This is a genomic window from Sphingomonas naasensis (assembly GCF_004792695.1).
GTDB lineage: Bacteria > Pseudomonadota > Alphaproteobacteria > Sphingomonadales > Sphingomonadaceae > Sphingomonas > Sphingomonas naasensis.
On the sequence record NZ_SRXU01000005.1, the window covers coordinates 39,029 to 57,011 of the forward strand.

General features: G+C 68.8%; 17 protein-coding genes and 1 riboswitch. Of the genes, 10 read left to right on the forward strand and 7 right to left on the reverse strand.

Features of this window, described 5'->3' with window-relative positions:
* Nucleotides 1-2: 2 nt before the first annotated feature.
* The 5 genes from E5A74_RS12120 (at nucleotide 3) to E5A74_RS12140 (ending at nucleotide 4,057) form a co-directional block, all read left to right on the forward strand.
* Entirely contained in the window at nucleotides 3-1,172 is a 1,170-nt protein-coding gene (locus E5A74_RS12120) for a murein hydrolase activator EnvC family protein (protein WP_135985276.1), read from the forward strand.
* Nucleotides 1,173-1,238: 66 nt separating this feature from the next.
* Nucleotides 1,239-2,570, forward strand: coding sequence for a S41 family peptidase (locus E5A74_RS12125; RefSeq protein WP_135985278.1), 1,332 nt, complete (start codon nucleotides 1,239-1,241; stop codon nucleotides 2,568-2,570).
* Nucleotides 2,571-2,573: 3 nt separating this feature from the next.
* The gene (locus tag E5A74_RS12130) at nucleotides 2,574-3,056 is read left to right on the forward strand and encodes a disulfide bond formation protein B (protein WP_135985280.1); all 483 of its coding nucleotides are present in this window, start codon (nucleotides 2,574-2,576) and stop codon (nucleotides 3,054-3,056) included.
* Nucleotides 3,053-3,586, forward strand: coding sequence for a demethoxyubiquinone hydroxylase family protein (locus E5A74_RS12135; protein WP_135985282.1), 534 nt, complete (start codon nucleotides 3,053-3,055; stop codon nucleotides 3,584-3,586). Before E5A74_RS12130 ends, E5A74_RS12135 begins: the two co-directional genes overlap by 4 nt.
* A gap of 51 nt (nucleotides 3,587-3,637) precedes the next feature.
* On the forward strand, nucleotides 3,638-4,057 hold the full coding sequence (locus E5A74_RS12140; RefSeq protein WP_135985284.1) for a hypothetical protein: 420 nt from the start codon (nucleotides 3,638-3,640) through the stop codon (nucleotides 4,055-4,057).
* Between the two features lie 6 nt (nucleotides 4,058-4,063).
* On the opposite strand, the gene E5A74_RS12145 is transcribed toward E5A74_RS12140, so the two are convergent.
* Nucleotides 4,064-5,281, reverse strand: coding sequence for a glycosyltransferase 87 family protein (locus E5A74_RS12145; RefSeq protein WP_135985286.1), 1,218 nt, complete (start codon nucleotides 5,279-5,281; stop codon nucleotides 4,064-4,066).
* A gap of 77 nt (nucleotides 5,282-5,358) precedes the next feature.
* On the opposite strand from E5A74_RS12145, the gene E5A74_RS12150 reads away from it, so the two are divergent.
* Entirely contained in the window at nucleotides 5,359-6,609 is a 1,251-nt protein-coding gene (locus tag E5A74_RS12150; protein WP_135985288.1) for a putative DNA modification/repair radical SAM protein, read from the forward strand.
* Here E5A74_RS12150 and E5A74_RS12155 read toward each other — a convergent pair.
* Complete coding sequence (locus E5A74_RS12155; protein WP_135985290.1) at nucleotides 6,606-7,076, reverse strand: Lrp/AsnC family transcriptional regulator; 471 nt, start codon at nucleotides 7,074-7,076, stop codon at nucleotides 6,606-6,608. The two genes, E5A74_RS12150 and E5A74_RS12155, sit on opposite strands and share 4 nt — an antisense overlap.
* 111 nt (nucleotides 7,077-7,187) lie before the next feature.
* Between E5A74_RS12155 and E5A74_RS12160 the strand changes: the two genes are divergently transcribed.
* From E5A74_RS12160 to E5A74_RS12175, 4 genes are all read left to right on the forward strand, one after another.
* On the forward strand, nucleotides 7,188-7,550 hold the full coding sequence (locus E5A74_RS12160; protein WP_135985292.1) for a VOC family protein: 363 nt from the start codon (nucleotides 7,188-7,190) through the stop codon (nucleotides 7,548-7,550).
* Nucleotides 7,551-7,616: 66 nt separating this feature from the next.
* Entirely contained in the window at nucleotides 7,617-8,807 is a 1,191-nt protein-coding gene (locus E5A74_RS12165) for a parallel beta-helix domain-containing protein (RefSeq protein WP_135985294.1), read from the forward strand.
* The gene (locus tag E5A74_RS12170) at nucleotides 8,804-9,823 is read left to right on the forward strand and encodes an SO2930 family diheme c-type cytochrome (protein WP_135985296.1); all 1,020 of its coding nucleotides are present in this window, start codon (nucleotides 8,804-8,806) and stop codon (nucleotides 9,821-9,823) included. Before E5A74_RS12165 ends, E5A74_RS12170 begins: the two co-directional genes overlap by 4 nt.
* Before the next feature lie 45 nt (nucleotides 9,824-9,868).
* On the forward strand, nucleotides 9,869-11,242 hold the full coding sequence (locus E5A74_RS12175) for a UdgX family uracil-DNA binding protein (RefSeq protein ID WP_135985298.1): 1,374 nt from the start codon (nucleotides 9,869-9,871) through the stop codon (nucleotides 11,240-11,242).
* A 116-nt stretch (nucleotides 11,243-11,358) separates the two neighbouring features.
* On the opposite strand, the gene E5A74_RS12180 is transcribed toward E5A74_RS12175, so the two are convergent.
* The 5 genes from E5A74_RS12180 to E5A74_RS12200 form a co-directional block, all read right to left on the reverse strand.
* Nucleotides 11,359-12,165, reverse strand: a complete 807-nt coding sequence (locus E5A74_RS12180; RefSeq protein WP_135985300.1) for an aldo/keto reductase — start codon at nucleotides 12,163-12,165, stop codon at nucleotides 11,359-11,361.
* A 9-nt stretch (nucleotides 12,166-12,174) separates the two neighbouring features.
* Complete coding sequence (locus E5A74_RS12185; protein WP_135985302.1) at nucleotides 12,175-12,885, reverse strand: DJ-1/PfpI family protein; 711 nt, start codon at nucleotides 12,883-12,885, stop codon at nucleotides 12,175-12,177.
* 18 nt (nucleotides 12,886-12,903) lie between these two features.
* A riboswitch (ZMP/ZTP riboswitch) is annotated at nucleotides 12,904-12,984 on the reverse strand.
* 29 nt (nucleotides 12,985-13,013) lie between these two features.
* Nucleotides 13,014-14,627, reverse strand: a complete 1,614-nt coding sequence (locus tag E5A74_RS12190; protein ID WP_135985304.1) for an alpha-amylase family glycosyl hydrolase — start codon at nucleotides 14,625-14,627, stop codon at nucleotides 13,014-13,016.
* Nucleotides 14,624-16,414 (reverse strand): alpha-amylase family glycosyl hydrolase, encoded by a 1,791-nt coding sequence (locus tag E5A74_RS12195; protein WP_135985306.1) that lies wholly within the window; start codon nucleotides 16,412-16,414, stop codon nucleotides 14,624-14,626. The genes E5A74_RS12190 and E5A74_RS12195 overlap by 4 nt, the downstream gene beginning before the upstream one ends.
* Complete coding sequence (locus E5A74_RS12200; RefSeq protein WP_276469525.1) at nucleotides 16,411-17,919, reverse strand: tryptophan halogenase family protein; 1,509 nt, start codon at nucleotides 17,917-17,919, stop codon at nucleotides 16,411-16,413. The genes E5A74_RS12195 and E5A74_RS12200 overlap by 4 nt, the downstream gene beginning before the upstream one ends.
* Nucleotides 17,920-17,983: the final 64 nt, after the last annotated feature.

Genomic DNA, 17,983 nt, shown 5'->3' on the forward strand with positions numbered 1-17,983 from the left:
CCATGGGCCCCGCGCGGAGCATCGTCACTGCCGCCGCCTTGCTGGCGATGCTCGCCGCGGGAAGCATGGCGCCGGCGCAGGAACTGCGCGAGCAGCAGGCGCGGCTCAAATCCGCCAACGCCGCCTCCAGCGCCGCCGAGGCGCGCGCCCGCGCGCTCGAGGCCGCCGCCGCCAACGAGCGCGACCGTGCCGTGCAGGCGCGCGCGCAGGAAGCCGCCGCCGCGGAACGCGTCAAGGCCGCCGAGGCCGAGCTGGTCGCCGCCGAGGCGCGGATCGCGATCGTCGACCGGCTGCTCGCCGCCCGACGCGTCGCGGTCGCCGAGCGGCAGGGACCGATCGTCCGGCTGATCGCGGCACTGCAATCGATGGCGCGCCGCCCCGCGGTGCTCGGGCTCGTCCAGCCCGGCTCGACCGAGGACATGGTGCATGTCCGCGCGGTGCTCGGCACGGCGATGCCGGTGGTCGAGCGCCGCACCGCCGAGCTGCGCACCGAGCTTGCCCGCGTCCAGCGACTGCGCGCCAACGCCGCCGGCGCGGTGCGCGGCCTGCGCGACGGCCGCACCCGGCTCGAGACCGAGCGGATCGCGCTGGTCCAGCTCGAGGCGGGGCACCGCGCGCGCGCGCAGGAACTCGGCCGCAACGCGCTGATCGAATCGGACCGCGCGCTCGCGCTCGGCGAGCGCGCGCGCGACCTTGTCGACCAGCTGCAGTCCGAGGGCGAGGCCTCGCAGGTTCAGCAGGCGCTGATCGCCCTGCCCGGCCCGTTGCCGCGCCCCGACGAGGGCGCCGCGCCGCCGGCCAGCGCACCGGCGGCCTATCGCCTGCCCGTGCCGGGGCGGCTGATCACCGGGCTGGGCGAGCTTTCCGCCACCGGGGTGCGCGCGCGCGGGCTCACGCTTGCGACCGCGACCAACGCGCGCGTCGTGGCGCCGGCGGCGGGGCGCGTGGTCTATGCCGGGCCGTTTCGCGGCTATGGCGGGGTGATCATCCTCGACCATGGCGAGGGCTGGACCTCGCTGATCGCCGGGCTGGGCGGGCTCGCGGTGCGGGTCGGCGATCAGGTTTCGCAGGGCCGCCTGATCGGCCGGGCGTGGGCGAGCGGCGATCCGCGCGTCACGATCGAGCTGCGCCGGCGCGGCGAGCCCATGGATCTCGCGCAATTGCTGAACTGACAGGCCGTGGAAATGCCGTTATCCTGCACTAAATCACCGAAGCATGTTTTTGTCGAAAGTCGTCTGATGCTCCGTTCGCTTCTTCAGGTCACTGCCGCCGTCGGCGCGCTCGCACTCGTCCCCGTCGCCTCGGGCGCGATGGCGGGTGTCGACACCAACAGCTATCGCGAGCTCGATACCTTCATGGAAGTCTACAACCAGGTGAAGGCCAACTATGTCGACAAGGTTGACGACCAGACGCTGGTGAAGGGCGCGATCGAAGGCATGCTCGCGGCGCTCGATCCGCATTCGAGCTATGCCGACGGGCTCGATTTCGACAATCTGAAGATCCAGACCGACGGCAATTATGGCGGGCTGGGCCTGACCGTGACTCAGGAAGACGGCGCGGTGAAGGTGATCGCGCCGACCGAGGACACCCCGGCGGCGCGCGCAGGGATCAAATCGGGTGACTTCATCACCCATATCGACGGCAAGTTCATCGTCGGCGGCAGCCTCGACGAAGCGATCGAGCAGATGCGCGGCCAGCCGGGCACCAAGATCAACCTGACGATCGTGCGCCCCGGCGCCGACAAGCCGCTCCAGCTGAGCCTCGTGCGCGAGATCATCGTGCAGAAGCCGGTGAAGTGGGAGGTCAAGAACGGCGTCGGCTATATCAACATCAACACCTTCACCGCCCAGACCGGTGCCGACACGATCAAGGCGATCCAGGGGATCGACAAGCAGCTCGGCCACAAGCCGCTCGGCTATGTCGTCGATCTGCGCGAGAATGGCGGCGGGCTGCTGAGCGAGGCGATCGCCGTCTCCGACGTGTTCCTGAGCCATGGCGAGATCGTCTCGCAGCGCGGCCGCGAGAAGGGCGATATCGAGCGCTATTACGCCGAATCGATGGTGCCGGGCGATCTCGCGCGCGGGCTGCCGGTGATTGTGCTGGTCGATTCGGGCACCGCTTCGGCCTCCGAGATCGTCGCCGGGGCGATCCAGGACCATCATCGCGGGCTCGTGATGGGCGTGCGCAGCTTCGGCAAGGGATCGGTGCAGACCATCCTGCCGATGGGCCAGCGCGCCGCGCTGCGGCTCACCACGGCGCGCTATTTCACGCCGTCGGGCCATTCGGTGCAGGAAGGCGGGATCAAGCCCGACCTGCTCGTCCCGCAGATCTCCGACCCCGATTACAAGGACCGCACGGTGATCCGCGAGGCCGATCTGCGCCGCCACCTGATCAATGCCGAGAAGGTCGACGACGCGACGCTCGAGGACGATGCGCGCAGCGATCCGCGCTTTGCCCAGACCGCCGAGCAGCTCAAGAAGCAGGGCATCGAGGACTTCCAGCTCCATTATGCGCTGCAGACCATCGCGCGCTCGGGCGGCAAGCCCCAGGTCGCGACCAAGGGTCGCTGAGGCGTGCGCAGGGACGGGCTCCGCATCGCGCGGCTGATCGCGCTGCTGCTACCGGCCGCTTTGCTTGCCGGCGCATGGGGCTCGCAGCTGTTCGGGCTGGTGCCGTGCGAGATGTGCCATTGGCAGCGCTGGCCGCATTATGCCGCGGTGGCCGTCGCGGCGCTGGCCTTCGCGCCGCTGGGGCGCCCGGTGCAGATGCTGTTCGTGCTGTTCGCGGGCGTGTTGATCGCAGTCAGCGGCGCGATCGGCGTGTTCCATGCCGGGGTCGAATATCATTGGTGGCAGGGAATCACCGCGTGCACCGCGCCGGTGAGCCATGGCGACGCGATGGATCTGCTCAACGAGGCACTGCGCCGGCCGCTGATTCGTTGTGACGCACCGCAATGGACGTTGTTCGGAATCAGCCTCGCGGGGTTCAACGCGATCTTGTCGCTGGCGGGCGCGGTAGCGATCTTCGCGCTGGCGCCGCGAAGGGCACGCGGATGAGCTGGAAGCCCGGCGATCGCCGCGAAGGCCATGACGCGATGGTGCGGGTCGACCAGGCCGGCGAATATGGCGCGACGCGGATCTATGCCGGCCAGCTGGCGGTGATGGGCGACCGCACCCCGGCGGCGCGGACGATCAACGGCATGGCCAATCAGGAGGAGCGTCACCGCGCGTTTTTCGACGCGATGATCGCCCGCCGGGGCGTGCGCCCGACGATTCTCCAGCCTTTCTGGAACGTCGCGGGGTTCGCGCTCGGCGCCGCCACGGCGGCAATGGGGCCCGCCGCGGCGATGGCGTGCACCGCCGCGGTGGAGACCGAGATCGACCGCCACTACAAGCGCCAGCTCGACGAACTGGGCGCGAGCGATCCCGAGCTGAGCGGCGCGGTGGCGCAATTCCGCGACGAGGAGCTCGAGCATCTCGACACCGCGATCGCCTCGGGCGCCGAGACCGCGCTGGCCTATCCATTGCTCTCGGGGCTGATCCGCGCGGGTTGCCGCGCCGCCATTGCGATCTCGAAACGGATATGACAGGCCGGGTTCAGCGTTGAAGCGCCAGAAACGGCGCGAGGAGAATGCAGGATGCTCAAGCGGATACTGATTGTGGCGAGCGCCATAGCGGCCCCCGCGTTGCTGCCGACTGCCGTCCAGGCGCAGAACTCGCAGCAGACACGCTCGGCAAATGCGCCGGTCGGCGGCGTGTTGACGGTGTTTGGCAACGACCCCTGCCCCGCGGACACCGTCTGCGTGCGCGCGCCCGAGAGCGACCGCTACCGCATCCCCGGCGAGCTGCGCCAACAGACCGGGCGCCCGCAGACGAACGAAAGCTGGGCGGTGCGATCGCAGGATGCGCTCGACGCCAGCACGAACCGGACCGGGACCGGCAGCTGCACCACGGTTGGGCCGAGCGGCGGCACCGGATGCCTGGGCCGCAAGATCACCACCGCCAAGGCCGAAGCGCGGGCACGCCGCGAAGAGCAGACCGATCTGCCGCTGCCCTGACCGGGATCAGTCGGGCCGGCGAACTAGCCAGCCCGGCGGGTCACGCAAGGTGCACTCGGCGATGATCCACACCAGCACCAGCGCGCGAAAGCCCGCGGCGATCGCGACATGCGTGAGCGTGGCCGCGGGCCAGCGATGGTCGAGCCCACCGAGCCACCAGAATTCCGCGAAATAGGCGGCGACATCGCCGAGCACGAACAGCGCCAGCGGCCATAGCCGCGGCATGGTGAGCAGCAGCAGCGGATAGAGCCACAGATCGAACTGCGGCGAATAGACCTTGTTGGTGAGCATGAACCAGGCGAGCGCGGGGGTGAACAGCACCCAGAGATGGCCGCGGTGCCTGCGCCAGCCGAAGCCGATGATCAGCACGAAGCCGAGCAGGAAGGCGATCGCGGCGTACAAGTTGCGATCCTCGATCCACGTATCCCACCAGCCCCTGTCGGCGAGGACGCTCCACGTGGCCGCGACCGTCCCGGGCCGCTCCTGCGAGAAGCGATAGAATTCGCTCCAATTGTCGAACGCGAACCACGCGACGGGCAGGTTGACCATCGCCCAGGCGCCGATCGCTGCCGCCGACAATGCCGTCGCGCGAAGCAGGCGCTGCGGCCAGGGCCGATCGTCGCCGAACAGCGCGCCGAGCCCGAACAACGGCAAGGCGAGGATCGGGAACAGCTTGGCCGCGGTGCCGAGCGCGGCCAGCGCCGCCGCGGGGACCAGCCTGCCGTCGCGCGCGAGGAGCAGCGCGGCGACCGCGAGCGCCACGGCGGCGATGTCCCAATTATGCCCGATATAGAGGATCAGCGGCGGCGCCAGCGCCCACGTCCAGAGCCGCCGCGGCGGCATGCCGCTGGCGAGGAACATGCGCAGGACCAATCCGGCGATCAGCCCGTTGACTACGAGCACCACGCCGAGAAAGTTGAAGTCGTGCGCACGGCGCCCGAACAACAACCGGGTGGCTGCGCCCTCGACTCCGATCTGCGCGCCGGTGAGCACCGGATATTCCATCCGCGTCCCGAAATAGGGGATCTTGCCGTCGGCGACCTCGCGGGCGTGCCAGAAGGGCATCACGTCGTTGTAGCAGCCGCTGCTATATTGCTCGCCATCGTTCCAGCCGCCGGGCACGCAATGGCCCTTGAACAGCCAGCCCGCGCCGATGCTGAGCGTCAGCGCCAGCCAGAGCGCGGTCCTTCGCCAGTTCAGGTCCTGCGGAAGCACCCACGCCATGGCCGGCTGCTTATCGCGCGCGACGAACCGCGTCCATGCCGCTGGACACAGCGATTACAAGAACATAGAGTGAACAAATGGCACAGCTCGACCTTCGCGCGAAACTCGCGATTCTCGCCGATGCGGCGAAATACGATGCATCCTGCGCGTCTTCGGGGTCGGTCAAACGCAGTTCGACCGGCGGCAAGGGCATGGGCTCGACCGATGGCGGCATGGGGATCTGCCATGCCTATGCGCCCGACGGCCGCTGCATCAGCCTGCTCAAGATCCTGCTGACCAACAGCTGCATCTTCGACTGCCATTATTGCATCAACCGCAAGAGCTCGAACGTCCGCCGCGCGCGCTTCACGCCCGAGGAAGTGGTCGAGCTGACGCTGAGCTTCTACAAGCGTAACTATATCGAGGGGCTGTTCCTCTCCTCGGGGATCATCCGCTCGTCCGACTATACGATGGAGCAGATCGTCCGCGTCGCGCAGCTGCTGCGCGAGGCGCACGACTTTCGCGGCTATATCCATCTGAAGACGATCCCCGATGCCGATCCCGAGCTGGTGCGCCAGGCCGGGCTCTATGCCGATCGCGTGTCGATCAATGTCGAGCTGCCCACCGTCGCGGGGCTCAAGCGGCTCGCGCCGGAGAAATCGGCGCCGCGGATCGAAGGCGCGATGCACGCGGTGCGCGCGGCGATCGACGACGGCGAGGATGCCGGCAAGCGCTATCGGGCGGCGCCCAAATTCGCGCCGGCCGGGCAATCGACCCAGATGATCGTCGGCGCCGACGCCGCGACCGATGGCGACATCATCACCCGCGCCGCCGGGCTCTATGACCGGTTCAGGCTGCGCCGGGTCTATTATTCGGCGTTCAGCCCGATCCCCGACGCGAGCGCGGTGCTACCGCTCCAGCGCCCGCCGCTGATGCGCGAGCACCGGCTTTACCAGTCCGACTGGCTGATGCGCTTCTACGACTATCAGCCGCGCGAGGTCGCCGACGCCGCCGATCCCGCCACCGGCATGCTGCCGCTCGACATCGACCCCAAGCTCGCCTGGGCGCTCAAATTCCGCGAGCGCTTTCCCGTCGACGTCAACCGCGCGCCGCGCGAGGCGCTGCTGCGGGTGCCCGGGCTGGGGATGAAGGCAGTCGACGCGATCCTCGCGGCGCGGCGCTGGCGGAGGCTCCGCCTCGCCGACATCGCGCGGCTCACCGCGTCGATCCGCAAGGTGCGGCCGTTCCTCGTCGCCGAGGACTGGCGCCCGGTGGCGCTCGCCGATCGTGGCGACCTGCGCGCGCTGATCGCGCCGAAGCGCGAGCAGCTCGAGCTGTTCGCGGCCTAGTCGACGGGCACGAACAGGCTGCGCTTGCCGACCCCGAGCGCGACATTGGTGGTGAAGCGGCGGACATTGGGATTTTCGGCCATCAGCCGGCTCATCAGCGCGTCATAGGCGCCGACATCGGGCGCGACGACGACGAGCATGAAATCGGCGGTGCCGGTGACGTAATAGACTTGCTGGATTCCTTCCTCGGCGGCGAGCCATTGGCGCAGGCGCGCGACCAGCTCGGGCCGCTCGCGCTCGATCTCGAGCGCGGCGAGGAAGAAATTGGGTTTGCCGACCTTGAGCGGATCGACCACCGCGGCGGTGGCGACGATCACGCCGTCGTCGCGCAGCCGCTTGAGCCGGCGGAGCACCGCCGAGGACGACAGCCCGACCTCTTCGGCGAGCGCATCGGCGGTACGGTTCGCGCCGCGCTGGACCAGCGCAAGGAGCTTGCGATCGAACGCATCGAGGGCGGATTTGGGCATAAGCGGCACCTTAGCGGCGATCATTGCGGGAATCCGGCATTTCATTGCGGCTTTCGCCGAAATCCGGCGGGTTCGGCGCCTTATCCCTCCTCGCGCAACGAGGAGACCCGCATGATCGACCATATCGAGATCCGCACGCCGCGCATGGCCGAGAGCCTGCATTTCTACGCCGAGGTGCTCGCGCCGCTGGGCTATGCGCAGAAGGTTGACGGCGCGGCCAAGGGCTTCGGCAGCGACGACGCGCTGGACTTCTTCCTCGTCGAGGGCGTGGCGTCGGAGCTGCATTTCGCCTTCGCCGCCCCCGATCGCGCGACCGTCGATCGCATCTATGCCAGCGCCGGCGCGGCGCGGCTGACGCTCGACCGGGCGCCGGCGCTCGCCCCGCATATCCACCCGAATTACTATGCCGGCTATCTGCGCGATCCCGACGGGCGGCTGATCGAGTTCGTCTGCCACGTCGCCGAACCGGGCTAACTAACAAGGCTGTCAATTCGCTTCGGCCTGCGTATCATGCCTCAAAAACAACGAGGGGAGAGCGCGATGCCGCGACACTGGACGCTTGCCGCCCTGATCGCCGCCAGCCCGGCGGCGGCGCAGACCGTGACGGTGGAGGCCGGGCCCGATGCGCAGGAGCGGCTCCAGGCCGCGCTGATCGAGGCGAAGCCCGGCAGCACCGTGCGGATCGGGCCGGGCCGCTTCGAGCTGACCGACGGACTGAGCCTCGACGTGAACCGGGTGACGGTGCGCGGCGCGGGGCCCGACAAGACCGTGCTCAGCTTCAAGGGCCAGCTCGGCGCCGGCGAGGGGCTGCTGGTCACCTCCGACGACGTGGTGCTGCGCGACTTCGCGGTCGAGGACAGCAAGGGCGACGGGATCAAGTCCAAGGGGGCCGACCGGATCGTCTACAAGAATGTCCGCGTCGAATGGACCCGGGGGCCCAAACCGACCAACGGCGCGTACGGCGTCTATCCGGTCGAGAGTAGCGATATCCTGATCGACGGGGTCACTGTGAAGGGCGCCTCGGACGCCGGCATCTATGTCGGCCAATCCGAACGGATCGTGGTGCGCAACTCGACCGCGATGTTCAACGTCGCCGGGATCGAGATCGAGAATAGCGGCTATGCCGAGGTGACCGGCAATCTCGTCACGCACAATACCGGCGGTATTCTGGTGTTCGATCTGCCTGCGCTGCCCCGACGCGGCGCCGGCCATGTCGCCGTCCGCCACAACCGTGTGATCGACAACGACACGCCCAATTTCGCTCCGGCGGGCAACATCGTGGCCACCGTTCCCACCGGCACGGGTGTGCTGGTGATGGCGGAGAACGATGTCGACGTCGTCGCCAACGAACTCTCGGGCAACGGCACCGCCAACATCATGATCGTCGCCTATCGCCAACCTTTCGAGGACAAGGCTTACGACCCGTATCCGCGCCATGTTCAGATCAGCGACAACAAGCATGGCCGTGCCGGCTTCGCACCCGCCATGCCGGGCGGCGCAGAGCTGGCCAAGGCGCTGGGCGGCACGCTGCCGCCGATCTTCTGGGACGGCACCGGCGGCGATCAGGTGAAGCTCATCGGCACGGATAAGGCGCCTCTGCTCACGCTGAACCTCGCACTCGGCGCTGGCATCGATACCGCCAGGCCACAGGTCGGCAAGCTGACGCAGGGCGTTCCGACGGCCAGCTTCGTCAATCGGCTCCCCTCCGCGATGGAGGCTGCCGCGCAATGAAGGCGCTGCTGGGTGCCGTGGCATTGTTCGTCGCGGCGCTCGCCGGACGCCCCGCCGAGGTCAACGACGCCGCGATCACCGGCGACGCGCTTCCGGCGAAGCTCTCCGACTATCGCTTCTTCGCCGATCTCGCCGGCGAGACGCCCGCGGCGCGAGTGATCCCCTATGATCTCGAGACGCCGCTCTTCTCGGACTATGCCGGCAAGCATCGCTTCCTCTACGTGCCCGAGGGACACGAGGCGCGCTACGATGCCGAAGCGGCGTTCGACCTTCCGCCGGGCAGCGCGATCATCAAGACCTTCGGCTATCCGCAGGCCGGCAAGTTCCGGCCGATCGAGACGCGGCTGCTGCTGCGCCGGGCGAGCGGCTGGGTGGCGCTGCCCTATGTCTGGAACGCCGAGGGCAACGACGCGCTGCTCAGGCGCGCGGGCACGCGCATCCCGGTGACCTTCACCGATCCTTCGGGCGTGACGCGCCGGATCAGCTATGCGGTGCCCAACCAGAACCAGTGCAAGGATTGCCACGCGCTTTCGGGAGCGATCGCGCCGATCGGCGTGAAGGCACGCTATCTCAATCATGGCGGCCAGCTGGAGAAGCTGCTCGCCGCGGGCATGCTCGACCGGCTGCCGGCCGACGCGCCACGCGTCGCGCGCTGGGACGATGCCCGAGCGCCGATCGAAGCGCGGGCGCGGGCCTATCTCGAGATCAATTGCGCGCATTGCCACAACCCCGCCGGCGCGGCGTCGAATTCAGGGCTGTTCCTCGAGCTTGGCCGGACCGACCCCGTCGCGTTGGGGGTGCGCAAGCGCCCGGTGGCGGCGGGACGCGGCAGCGGCGGGCGTGACTTCGCGATTCAGCCGGGCGAACCCGACGCCTCGATCCTGCTCTACCGGATGGAGAGCACCGAGCCGGGGGTGGCGATGCCCGAGCTGGGGCGGGCGACGGTGCACAAGGAAGGCGCGGCGCTGATGCGCGCATGGATCGAATCGATGCCGAAAACCGCGCAGGCGCGTTAACTGGCGTCCTCCCGGCAAAGCAGGCAGGACGGATCAGGAGAGCATGTGCGCGTCGTAAGCTTGGCGGCAGAGGATGATTTCGACGGCTGGCGCGATGCGGCGCGGGCGCTGGCGCAAGCGGGCGTGCCGGCTTCGGAGGTGGTGTGGCAGGTCGGCGATGCGCCGGCGGACCTGTTCGGCGACGAGGCGGTGCTCGCCCCCGCGGCGCCGCGACCGCTCAAGGTGCCGCGCGCGTTCGTCGACCTCGCCCAGACGGTGGTTCTCCACGCCGATCCCGAGCGCTTCGCCTTGCTCTATGCGCTGCTCGCCAGCGATCCGCACCGGATCGACGATCAGGCCGATCCGCTGGTCCGCCGGCTCGAGGGCATGGCGCGCGAGGTTCGCCGCGACATTCACAAGATGCGCGCGTTTGTCCGCTTTCGTGAAGTGCAGGACGACGCCGGGGCGCGCTATGTCGCCTGGTTCGAGCCGATTCATCACATCGTTCGCGCCAATGCGCGCTTCTTCGTCGAGCGCTTCGCCAACATGCGCTGGTCGATCCTGACCCCCGCGGTTTCGCTGCACTGGGACGGCGCGACGCTTTCCGAAGGACCGGGCGCCAGCCGGGCCGATGCGCCGGGCGACGACCCGGTCGAGGACGTCTGGAAGACCTATTACGCCTCGATCTTCAATCCCGCGCGGCTCAAGACCGGGGCGATGCTCAAGGAGATGCCGCGCAAATACTGGAAAAACATGCCCGAGACCGCGTTGGTGAAGGAGCTGGTCGCGAGCGCGCGGCAGCGGGAGACGGCGATGGTTGCAAAGGCGCGGACCGAGATCGGCGGCAATATCGAAGCGGCATGGCAGGCGCTGCGCGACGAAGCGGCGGGCTGCACGCGCTGCCATCTCTACAAGCACGCGACCCAGACGGTGTTCGGCGAAGGCCCGGTCGACGTGCGGATGATGTTCGTCGGCGAGCAACCGGGTGATCAGGAGGATCTCGCGGGCCGTCCCTTTGTCGGCCCGGCGGGACAGATGTTCGACAAGGCGATCGGCGCGGCAGGGATCGATCGCGAGACGGTGTACGTCACCAATGCGGTCAAGCATTTCAAGTTCGAGCCGCGCGGCAAGCGGCGGATCCATGCCAAGCCCGATGCCGGCGAGATCGAGGCGTGTCGCTGGTGGTACGCGCAGGAGCGGCTGCTGGTGAAGCCGGCGATGACCGTCGCGCTGGGCGCCACCGCGGCGCGGCAGATGCTCGGCAAGGTGGTGACGATCAGCGGCACGCGCGGGCGGGCGATCGAGCTCGCCGAGGGCGGGCTCGGCTGGGTGACGATCCACCCGAGCTTTCTGCTGCGCATGCCCGACAAGAGCCGGGCGGAGGACGAATTCGCGGCGTTCGTCGAGGATTTGCGGGGGGCGACGAAGGCGCTGGGGTAGCGCCCGTCATCCCCGCGAAAGCGGGGACCCATCTCGTGCGTGCGCCGAAAGTTCTACCGGTCGTATTCGCGGTTCGACCGGGAGATGGGCCCCCGCTTTCGCGGGGGTGACGAAATTTAGAGCCGGCTGGGATCCGGCCCCAGCCGGCCGGCGGGATCGTCGAGCGCGTCGATCGCGGCGATGTCCGCGGCTTCGAGCGCCACTGCACCCGCCGCGAGATTGGCGGCGAGGCGCTCGCGCGCCGAGGCCTTGGGGATCACCGCCAGGCCGTGGTGGAGATGCCAGGCGAGGATCGCCTGCGCCGGCGTGCAGCCGCGCGCTTCGGCGATGCGGACGATCACGGGATGCGCGAGCATCTTGCCCTGCCCGAGCGGCGCCCAGCTCTGGGTGAGGATGCCGTGTTCGGCGTGGAACGCGCGGAGCGCGCGCTGCTGGAAGCCGGGATGGAGCTCGACCTGGTTGAGCGCGGGCGCGACGCCGGTGGCGTCGAGGATATCGCGCAGGTGATCCGCGCCGAAGTTCGACACGCCGATCGATTTGGCGCGCCCTTCGTCACGCAGGCGGACCAGCGCCTGCCATATCTCGACATGCTTGCCGAGCGACGGCATCGGCCAGTGGATCAGATAGAGGTCGACGCTGTCGCGTGCCAGCTGCGCGAGGCTCCGATCGAAGGCGCGCAGCGCCGCATCATGGCCCATGTCGCTGCGCCACAGCTTGGTGGTGACGAAGATGTCTTCGCGACCGTCCAGCCCCTCGGCAACGCCGCGCTCGTTGCCGTAGAAGGCGGCGGTATCGACCAGCGTGTAGCCGACCGCGAGCCCTTCGCGGGTGATCCGCGCGGCATCGTCATCGGGGACCAGATAGGTGCCGAACCCGATCGCGGGGATCGTGCGGCCATCGTTCATCGTCAGCGTTCGGGTCATCCCGGCCGCTTAGCCGTCCGACGCGGTCTCCGCCAGCCGCGCCGCGATCGCGCGGACCTTGTCGACGCGGCCCGGGGCGAATTTCTCGACCATCGCCCGGTAACGCGCCAGCGTGGCGGCATCGGCACGCTCGGGCGCGCCGCTGTCGAACGGCGGCGCGGGATCATATTCGAGGCTGAGCTGGACGAACTTCGCATGATCCTCCCCGCGGATCTTCGCGGTGAGCGCCAGCGCGAAATCAATACCCGCGGTGACTCCGCCGCCGGTCACCCGGTTGCGATCGAACACGACGCGCCCTGCGACCGGCTCGGCACCGAAAAAGGCGAGCTGCTCGCGCGAGGCCCAATGGCAGGCGGCGCGATAACCGGTGAGCAGCCCCGCCGCGGCGAGGACCAGCGAGCCGGTGCAGACGCTGGTGACCCATGTCGCGCTTGCCGCCGCCCGGCGGACCCAGGCCAGCGTCTCGGCATCCTCCATCACCGCCACCGTGCCGAAGCCACCGGGGATGCAGAGGATGTCGGTGCGCGGCACCTCGGCGAAGGTCGCCGTCGGCAGCAACGGGAATTGCGCGTCGGTGGGCACCGGATCGCGGGTCTTCGCGACGAGATCGAGCTTGGCATTGCCCAGCCGCGACAGCACCTGGGCAGGGCCGGTCAGATCGAGCTGGGTGACGTCGGGGAAGAGCAGAAAGGCGATGTGGAGCGGCGCGGCTTCGGGCATGACGGTTCCTCCGGTTGCGAGGGGTGCCCAGGCGATGCGGCGCATGCCCCCCGCGCTTCCCGATGGTGCTCCATCCGATCGCCAGTCGCGCGAGGCGGGCCGGGCATAGCCGCCCGGCCCGCGCGCGTCTATTCGGCGATCAGCGCGGCGAAAGGCGGCAGCATCTCGGTGGTAGCGCCGTTGACTGCCTCGACCACGCGCCGCCCCTTCAGCGCCGCCGGCGCGGGCACGGCGCTGTCGCCCATGTTGAACGCGCAGAGCAGCGTCTGGCCCTCGGCCGCGCGCGCGAACAGCAGCAGCGCCTCGCCGGCCTCGTGGATCGTGATCGATCCCGTCATCAGCGCGGGGTTGGCGTGGCGCAGCGCGATCAGCCGGCGGGTGAGATTGAGCAGCGATCCGGCATCCGCGCTCTGCCGATCGACCGCCAGCGCGGCGTGATCGGGGCCCACCGGCAGCCATGGCCGCCCTTCGGAGAAGCCGAGCTGCGGGGCATCGGCGCGCCACGGCATCGGCGTGCGCACGCCATCGCGGCTGAGCGTCAGCGGCCAATTGGCGATCGCCTCAGGATCCTGCAGGTCGGCGAACCCGATCTCGACCTGGGTAAGCCCGAGCTCCTCGCCCTGGAACAGGATGGCATTGCCGCGCAGCGAGAGCAGCAGGAGCATCTTCATGCGGGCGAAATCGGCGCGGTGCGCCGCGTCGACCCAGCGCGACACCGCGCGCGGGGCATCGTGATTCTCGAACGCCCAGCTCGGCCAGCCCATCCCCGGCTCGGCCGGCCAGCCGGCCGCCGCATCGCGCACCAGAGCGGGCGTCAGCCGATCGGCGTAGAGAAAGGCGAAGCTGTATGCCGAATTGAGGCGGCCCTCACCCGCGGTGAAGGCGTGCATCTCGGCCTCGGGGGTTGGCCCGCCGACTTCGGCGACGGTGAAGCGGCCGCCATAGCTGTCGGTCAGCGCGCGGATGCGCTCGAGGAAGGCCGGGATGTCGGCATGGCTCTGATTGTAGAGATGCTGCTGGAAATCGAAGCTGCGCGTCCGCGGTTTGCCGGTGTCGGGCGCCGGCGGATTATCGCGCAGATCGGGATCGTGCATCGAGAAGTTGAGCGCATCGAGCCGGAAGCCGTCGACGCCGCGATCGAGCCAGAATTTCGCGGTGGCGAGCGTCGCTTCCTGCACCTCGGGGTTGTGGAAGTTGAGATCGGGCTGCTCGCGCAGGAAATTGTGCAGATAATATTGGCCGCGGCGCGCGTCCCACGTCCAGGCGGGGCCGCCGAACACCGACTGCCAGTTGGTCGGCGGGCTGCCATCGGCTTTGGGATCGGCCCAGACATACCAATCGGCCCGGGGATTGTCGCGCGAGGCGCGGCTCTCCCTGAACCACGGATGCTGGTCCGAGCTGTGCGAATAGACCTGATCGATCAGCACGCGCAGCCCGAGCTGGTGCGCGCGGGCGATCAGCGCATCGAAATCGGCGAGCGTGCCGAACACCGGATCGACCCCGCAGAAATCGCTGATGTCGTAGCCGAAATCGCGCATCGGCGACGTGAAGAAGGGCGACAGCCACACCGCGTCGACGCCGAGCGCGGCGACATGATCGAGATGCGCGGTCACCCCGGCGAGATCGCCGACGCCGTCGCCGTTCGAATCGGCGAAGCTGCGCGGATAGATCTGGTAGATCACCGAACCGCGCCACCATGCGCGCGCGTCGGTATCGGGTTGTGAAGCAAGCACGGGACTCATTGCAGCTTTCCGGCGGCGCAGACGGCATAGCCGAACGCGGGTAGAGTGAGCGTGACGCTGCCGGGTGCGGCGGCGGTGGCGGGGCAGGTGCCGGCGAGCGCGGTGAACGCAGTCGATCCGGTCTCGACGAGGACATTGCCGGTCCAGGGCTGCGCGCTCGCATTGAACGCGATCAGAACTTCAGCTCCGGTGACGGGATCGAAGCGCGACACCGCGAACGGGCCGGGCTTGTCGCTGGCGTAGCGCGTGACCTGCCGGCCGCGGGTCAGCGCGGGATGCGCGCGGCGCAGCTTCGCGAGCGTGGCGATCTCGCGGAACAGCGGATGATCTGTGTCGAAATTGGAGACGGCGGTGGTCTTGTCGGTGCCGAGCAAGACATTGTCGTTGTAGACCGCGGTCTTGCTCGGGAACATGTCCTCGCGCGCGTCCTGATCGTCGCCGTCGCCGACGAAACCCTGCTCGTCGCCCGAATAGATCGTCGGGACGCCGCGCAGCAGCAGCAGCATCGCATGCGCGAGCCGATCGCGCGCGAGCAACTCGTCCGGGCTCGCCTGCGGCAGCGCCTTGCGGAGGAAGAAGGCGGCGCGGCCCTGATCGTGATTGCCGATGAAGGTGGGAAGGCGCAGCGCGGTCGCCTCGCCGCCTTCGTAGAGCGCGTCGGCGGCGAACACCGCGGCGAGCTTGTCGGTACCGACCTCGCCGGCGCTCACTGCGTTGACGGTACGCGCGAAGGCAAAGTCGAGCACGCTCGGCAGCTTGTCGACGCGGGTGTGCCGCGCGAGCGCCGAGGTGTCGGGATCGGCGACCTCGCCGAAGATATGGAAGTTCGGGATGCCCTTCGCCCTGGCACGCGCCTGCATCGCAGGGACGAACGCCGCCCAGAATTCGGGGTTCACATGGCGTGCGGTGTCGATGCGGAAGCCGTCGATGCCGAAGCGATCGATCCAGCTGCCGAAGATCTCGATCATCCCCGAGACGACGCGCGGATGCTCGGTGAACACGTCGTCGAGCCCGACGAAATCGCCGTAGAGCGAGCTTTCGCCCATGAAGGTCGAGTTGCCGCGGTTGTGATAATAGATCGGGTCGTTGAGCCAGGCGGGGACCTTCACGTCCTTCTCGGCCGGCGGCACGAAGGGCGTGTAGGCGAAGTCGGGCCGCGTCAGCTTCGCGAAATTCTCCGCGGTGCGGACGCCGTGACCGCCAAAGCCCGGGTTGATCGCCGTGCCGCCGACGCCGCCCCTGCGGCCGTACGGATAATCGGCGAGGCTGCGATAGCCGCAATCGCCGCATTCGCGATACTGGATCACGTCGGCCGTGTGGTTGACGATGATGTCCATATAGACCTTGATGCCGCGCGCGTGCGCCGCATCGACCAGTGCCCTGAAATCGGCATTGGTGCCGAAATGCGGATCGACCCGGGTGAAATCGGTCACCCAATAGCCGTGATAGCCGGCCGATTCGTGCCCGCTGGGGCCCTGCACGGGCTTGTTCCGGAAGATCGGCGCGACCCAGATCGCCGTGGCGCCGAGCGCCTCGACATAATCGAGCCGCTGGATCAGCCCCTTGAGATCGCCGCCATGATAGAAGCCCTTGGCGGCGGGATCGAAGCCGGTGACCAGCCGATCGCCCTTCAGCCCGCCGCGATCATTGGCGGCGTCGCCATTCTCGAAGCGATCGGGCAGCAGGAAATAGAGGACCTCGTCCTCGGGCGGCCGATCGCGGACGCCCTGCCCCGCGGCAGGCGCCGCGAGCAGCGCCGCGAGAAAGGCGAAAGCGGCGAGTTTCATGCGGCGATTTCCTCGCGTGCGGCGCAGTGCTGACGAATGAAGGCGGCGTGATCGGGCATCTGGGCGACCTCGCGCGCGGTGAGCTTCGCGAGCAGATCGAGATATTCGGCGATCTGCGCGGCGGGGGGCTGATCGGCGAGCGGGTGATGGCTCTCCGCGGCGATCCCCTGCCCCGCGAGCACCTGCAGCCACGCGACCTCGCTGAACAGATCGGCTTCCTCGCGGACGATCTGGCCGCTGGCGCGCCACAGTTCGATCTTGTGGGCGAGCCCGTCGGGCAAGGGCATTTCGCGACGCGCGCGCCAGAACGGCTCGTCGCGATCATTCGCCCAATAATGGAGGATCAGGAAGTCGCGGATGCGATCGACCTCGAGGTTGGTCTGGCGGTTATATTCGGCGCGCTGGGCAGCGGAGATGCGGCGGCCGGGCAGCAGCTTGAGGACGCGCTCGATCGCCGACTGGATCAGGTGGATGCTGGTCGATTCAAGCGGCTCGAGGAAACCGCTCGACAGTCCGATGGCGATGACATTGGCCTGCCAGAAGGCGCTGCGCTTGCCGGCGGTGAAGCGTAGCGGCCGCGGATCGCCGAGCGGCGCACCGTCGAGATTGGCGAGCAGCTGCGCGGCCGCTTCGTCGTCCGACAAGGCGTCGCTCGCATAGACGATGCCGTTGCCGGTGCGGTGCTGGAGTGGGATGCGCCACTGCCAGCCGGCGGGGTGCGCGGTGGCACGGGTATAGGGCGTGAAATCGGCGGCGCGCTCGCTCGGCACCGCCATCGCGCGATCGCAGGGCAACCAGTGCGACCAATCCTCGAACCCGGCGCCGAGCGCCTCGGCAATGAGCAGCCCGCGAAATCCGGTGCAGTCGATGAACAGATCGCCGGGGATGGCGCGTTCGCCGTCGAGGTGGAGCGCGGAGACGTCGCCGGTTTCGGCGTCGCGCCGGACCTCGACGATCTTGCCTTCGTGGCGCGTGACGCCGCGCGCCTCGGCATAATCGCGCAGGAAGCGCGCATAGAGTCCCGCGTCGAAATGAAACGCATAGGGCATTTCGGGCAGGATCTGCGCGGTGCGCGCCGGGCCGCGCTGCATGCGGTTGGCGAGCGCCGCGGCGTTGTTGAGCGCATAGGCGGCGAGCGGCTGCGCCACGCCCTCGGCCAGCCCGCGCAGCCAGCTGTGCTGGAACGCCACGCCGCCATTGTCGCGCCCGACCTCGCCGAATGCGTGCATGTAGCGCCCGCCCCGGGTCCAGCCGACGAACTCGATCGCCAGCTTGAAGGTCGCCTGGGTGACGGCGATGAACTGGTTCTCGTCGATGCCGAGCCCGGCGTTGAACAGCCGGATCTGCGGGATCGTCGCCTCGCCGACGCCGACGGTGCCGATCTCGGCGGACTCGACGAGTGTCACGGCGAAGCCGGGTCCGAGGAAGCGGACCAGCGCGGCGGCGGTCATCCAGCCTGCGGTGCCGCCCCCGGCAACGACGATGCGATAAGGTTCTGCGGACACGCTACGCCTCCCCGAAAGCCGCGGCCCGGGTTCGGCAAACCGAATTCCGGGCCGCGTACATGCC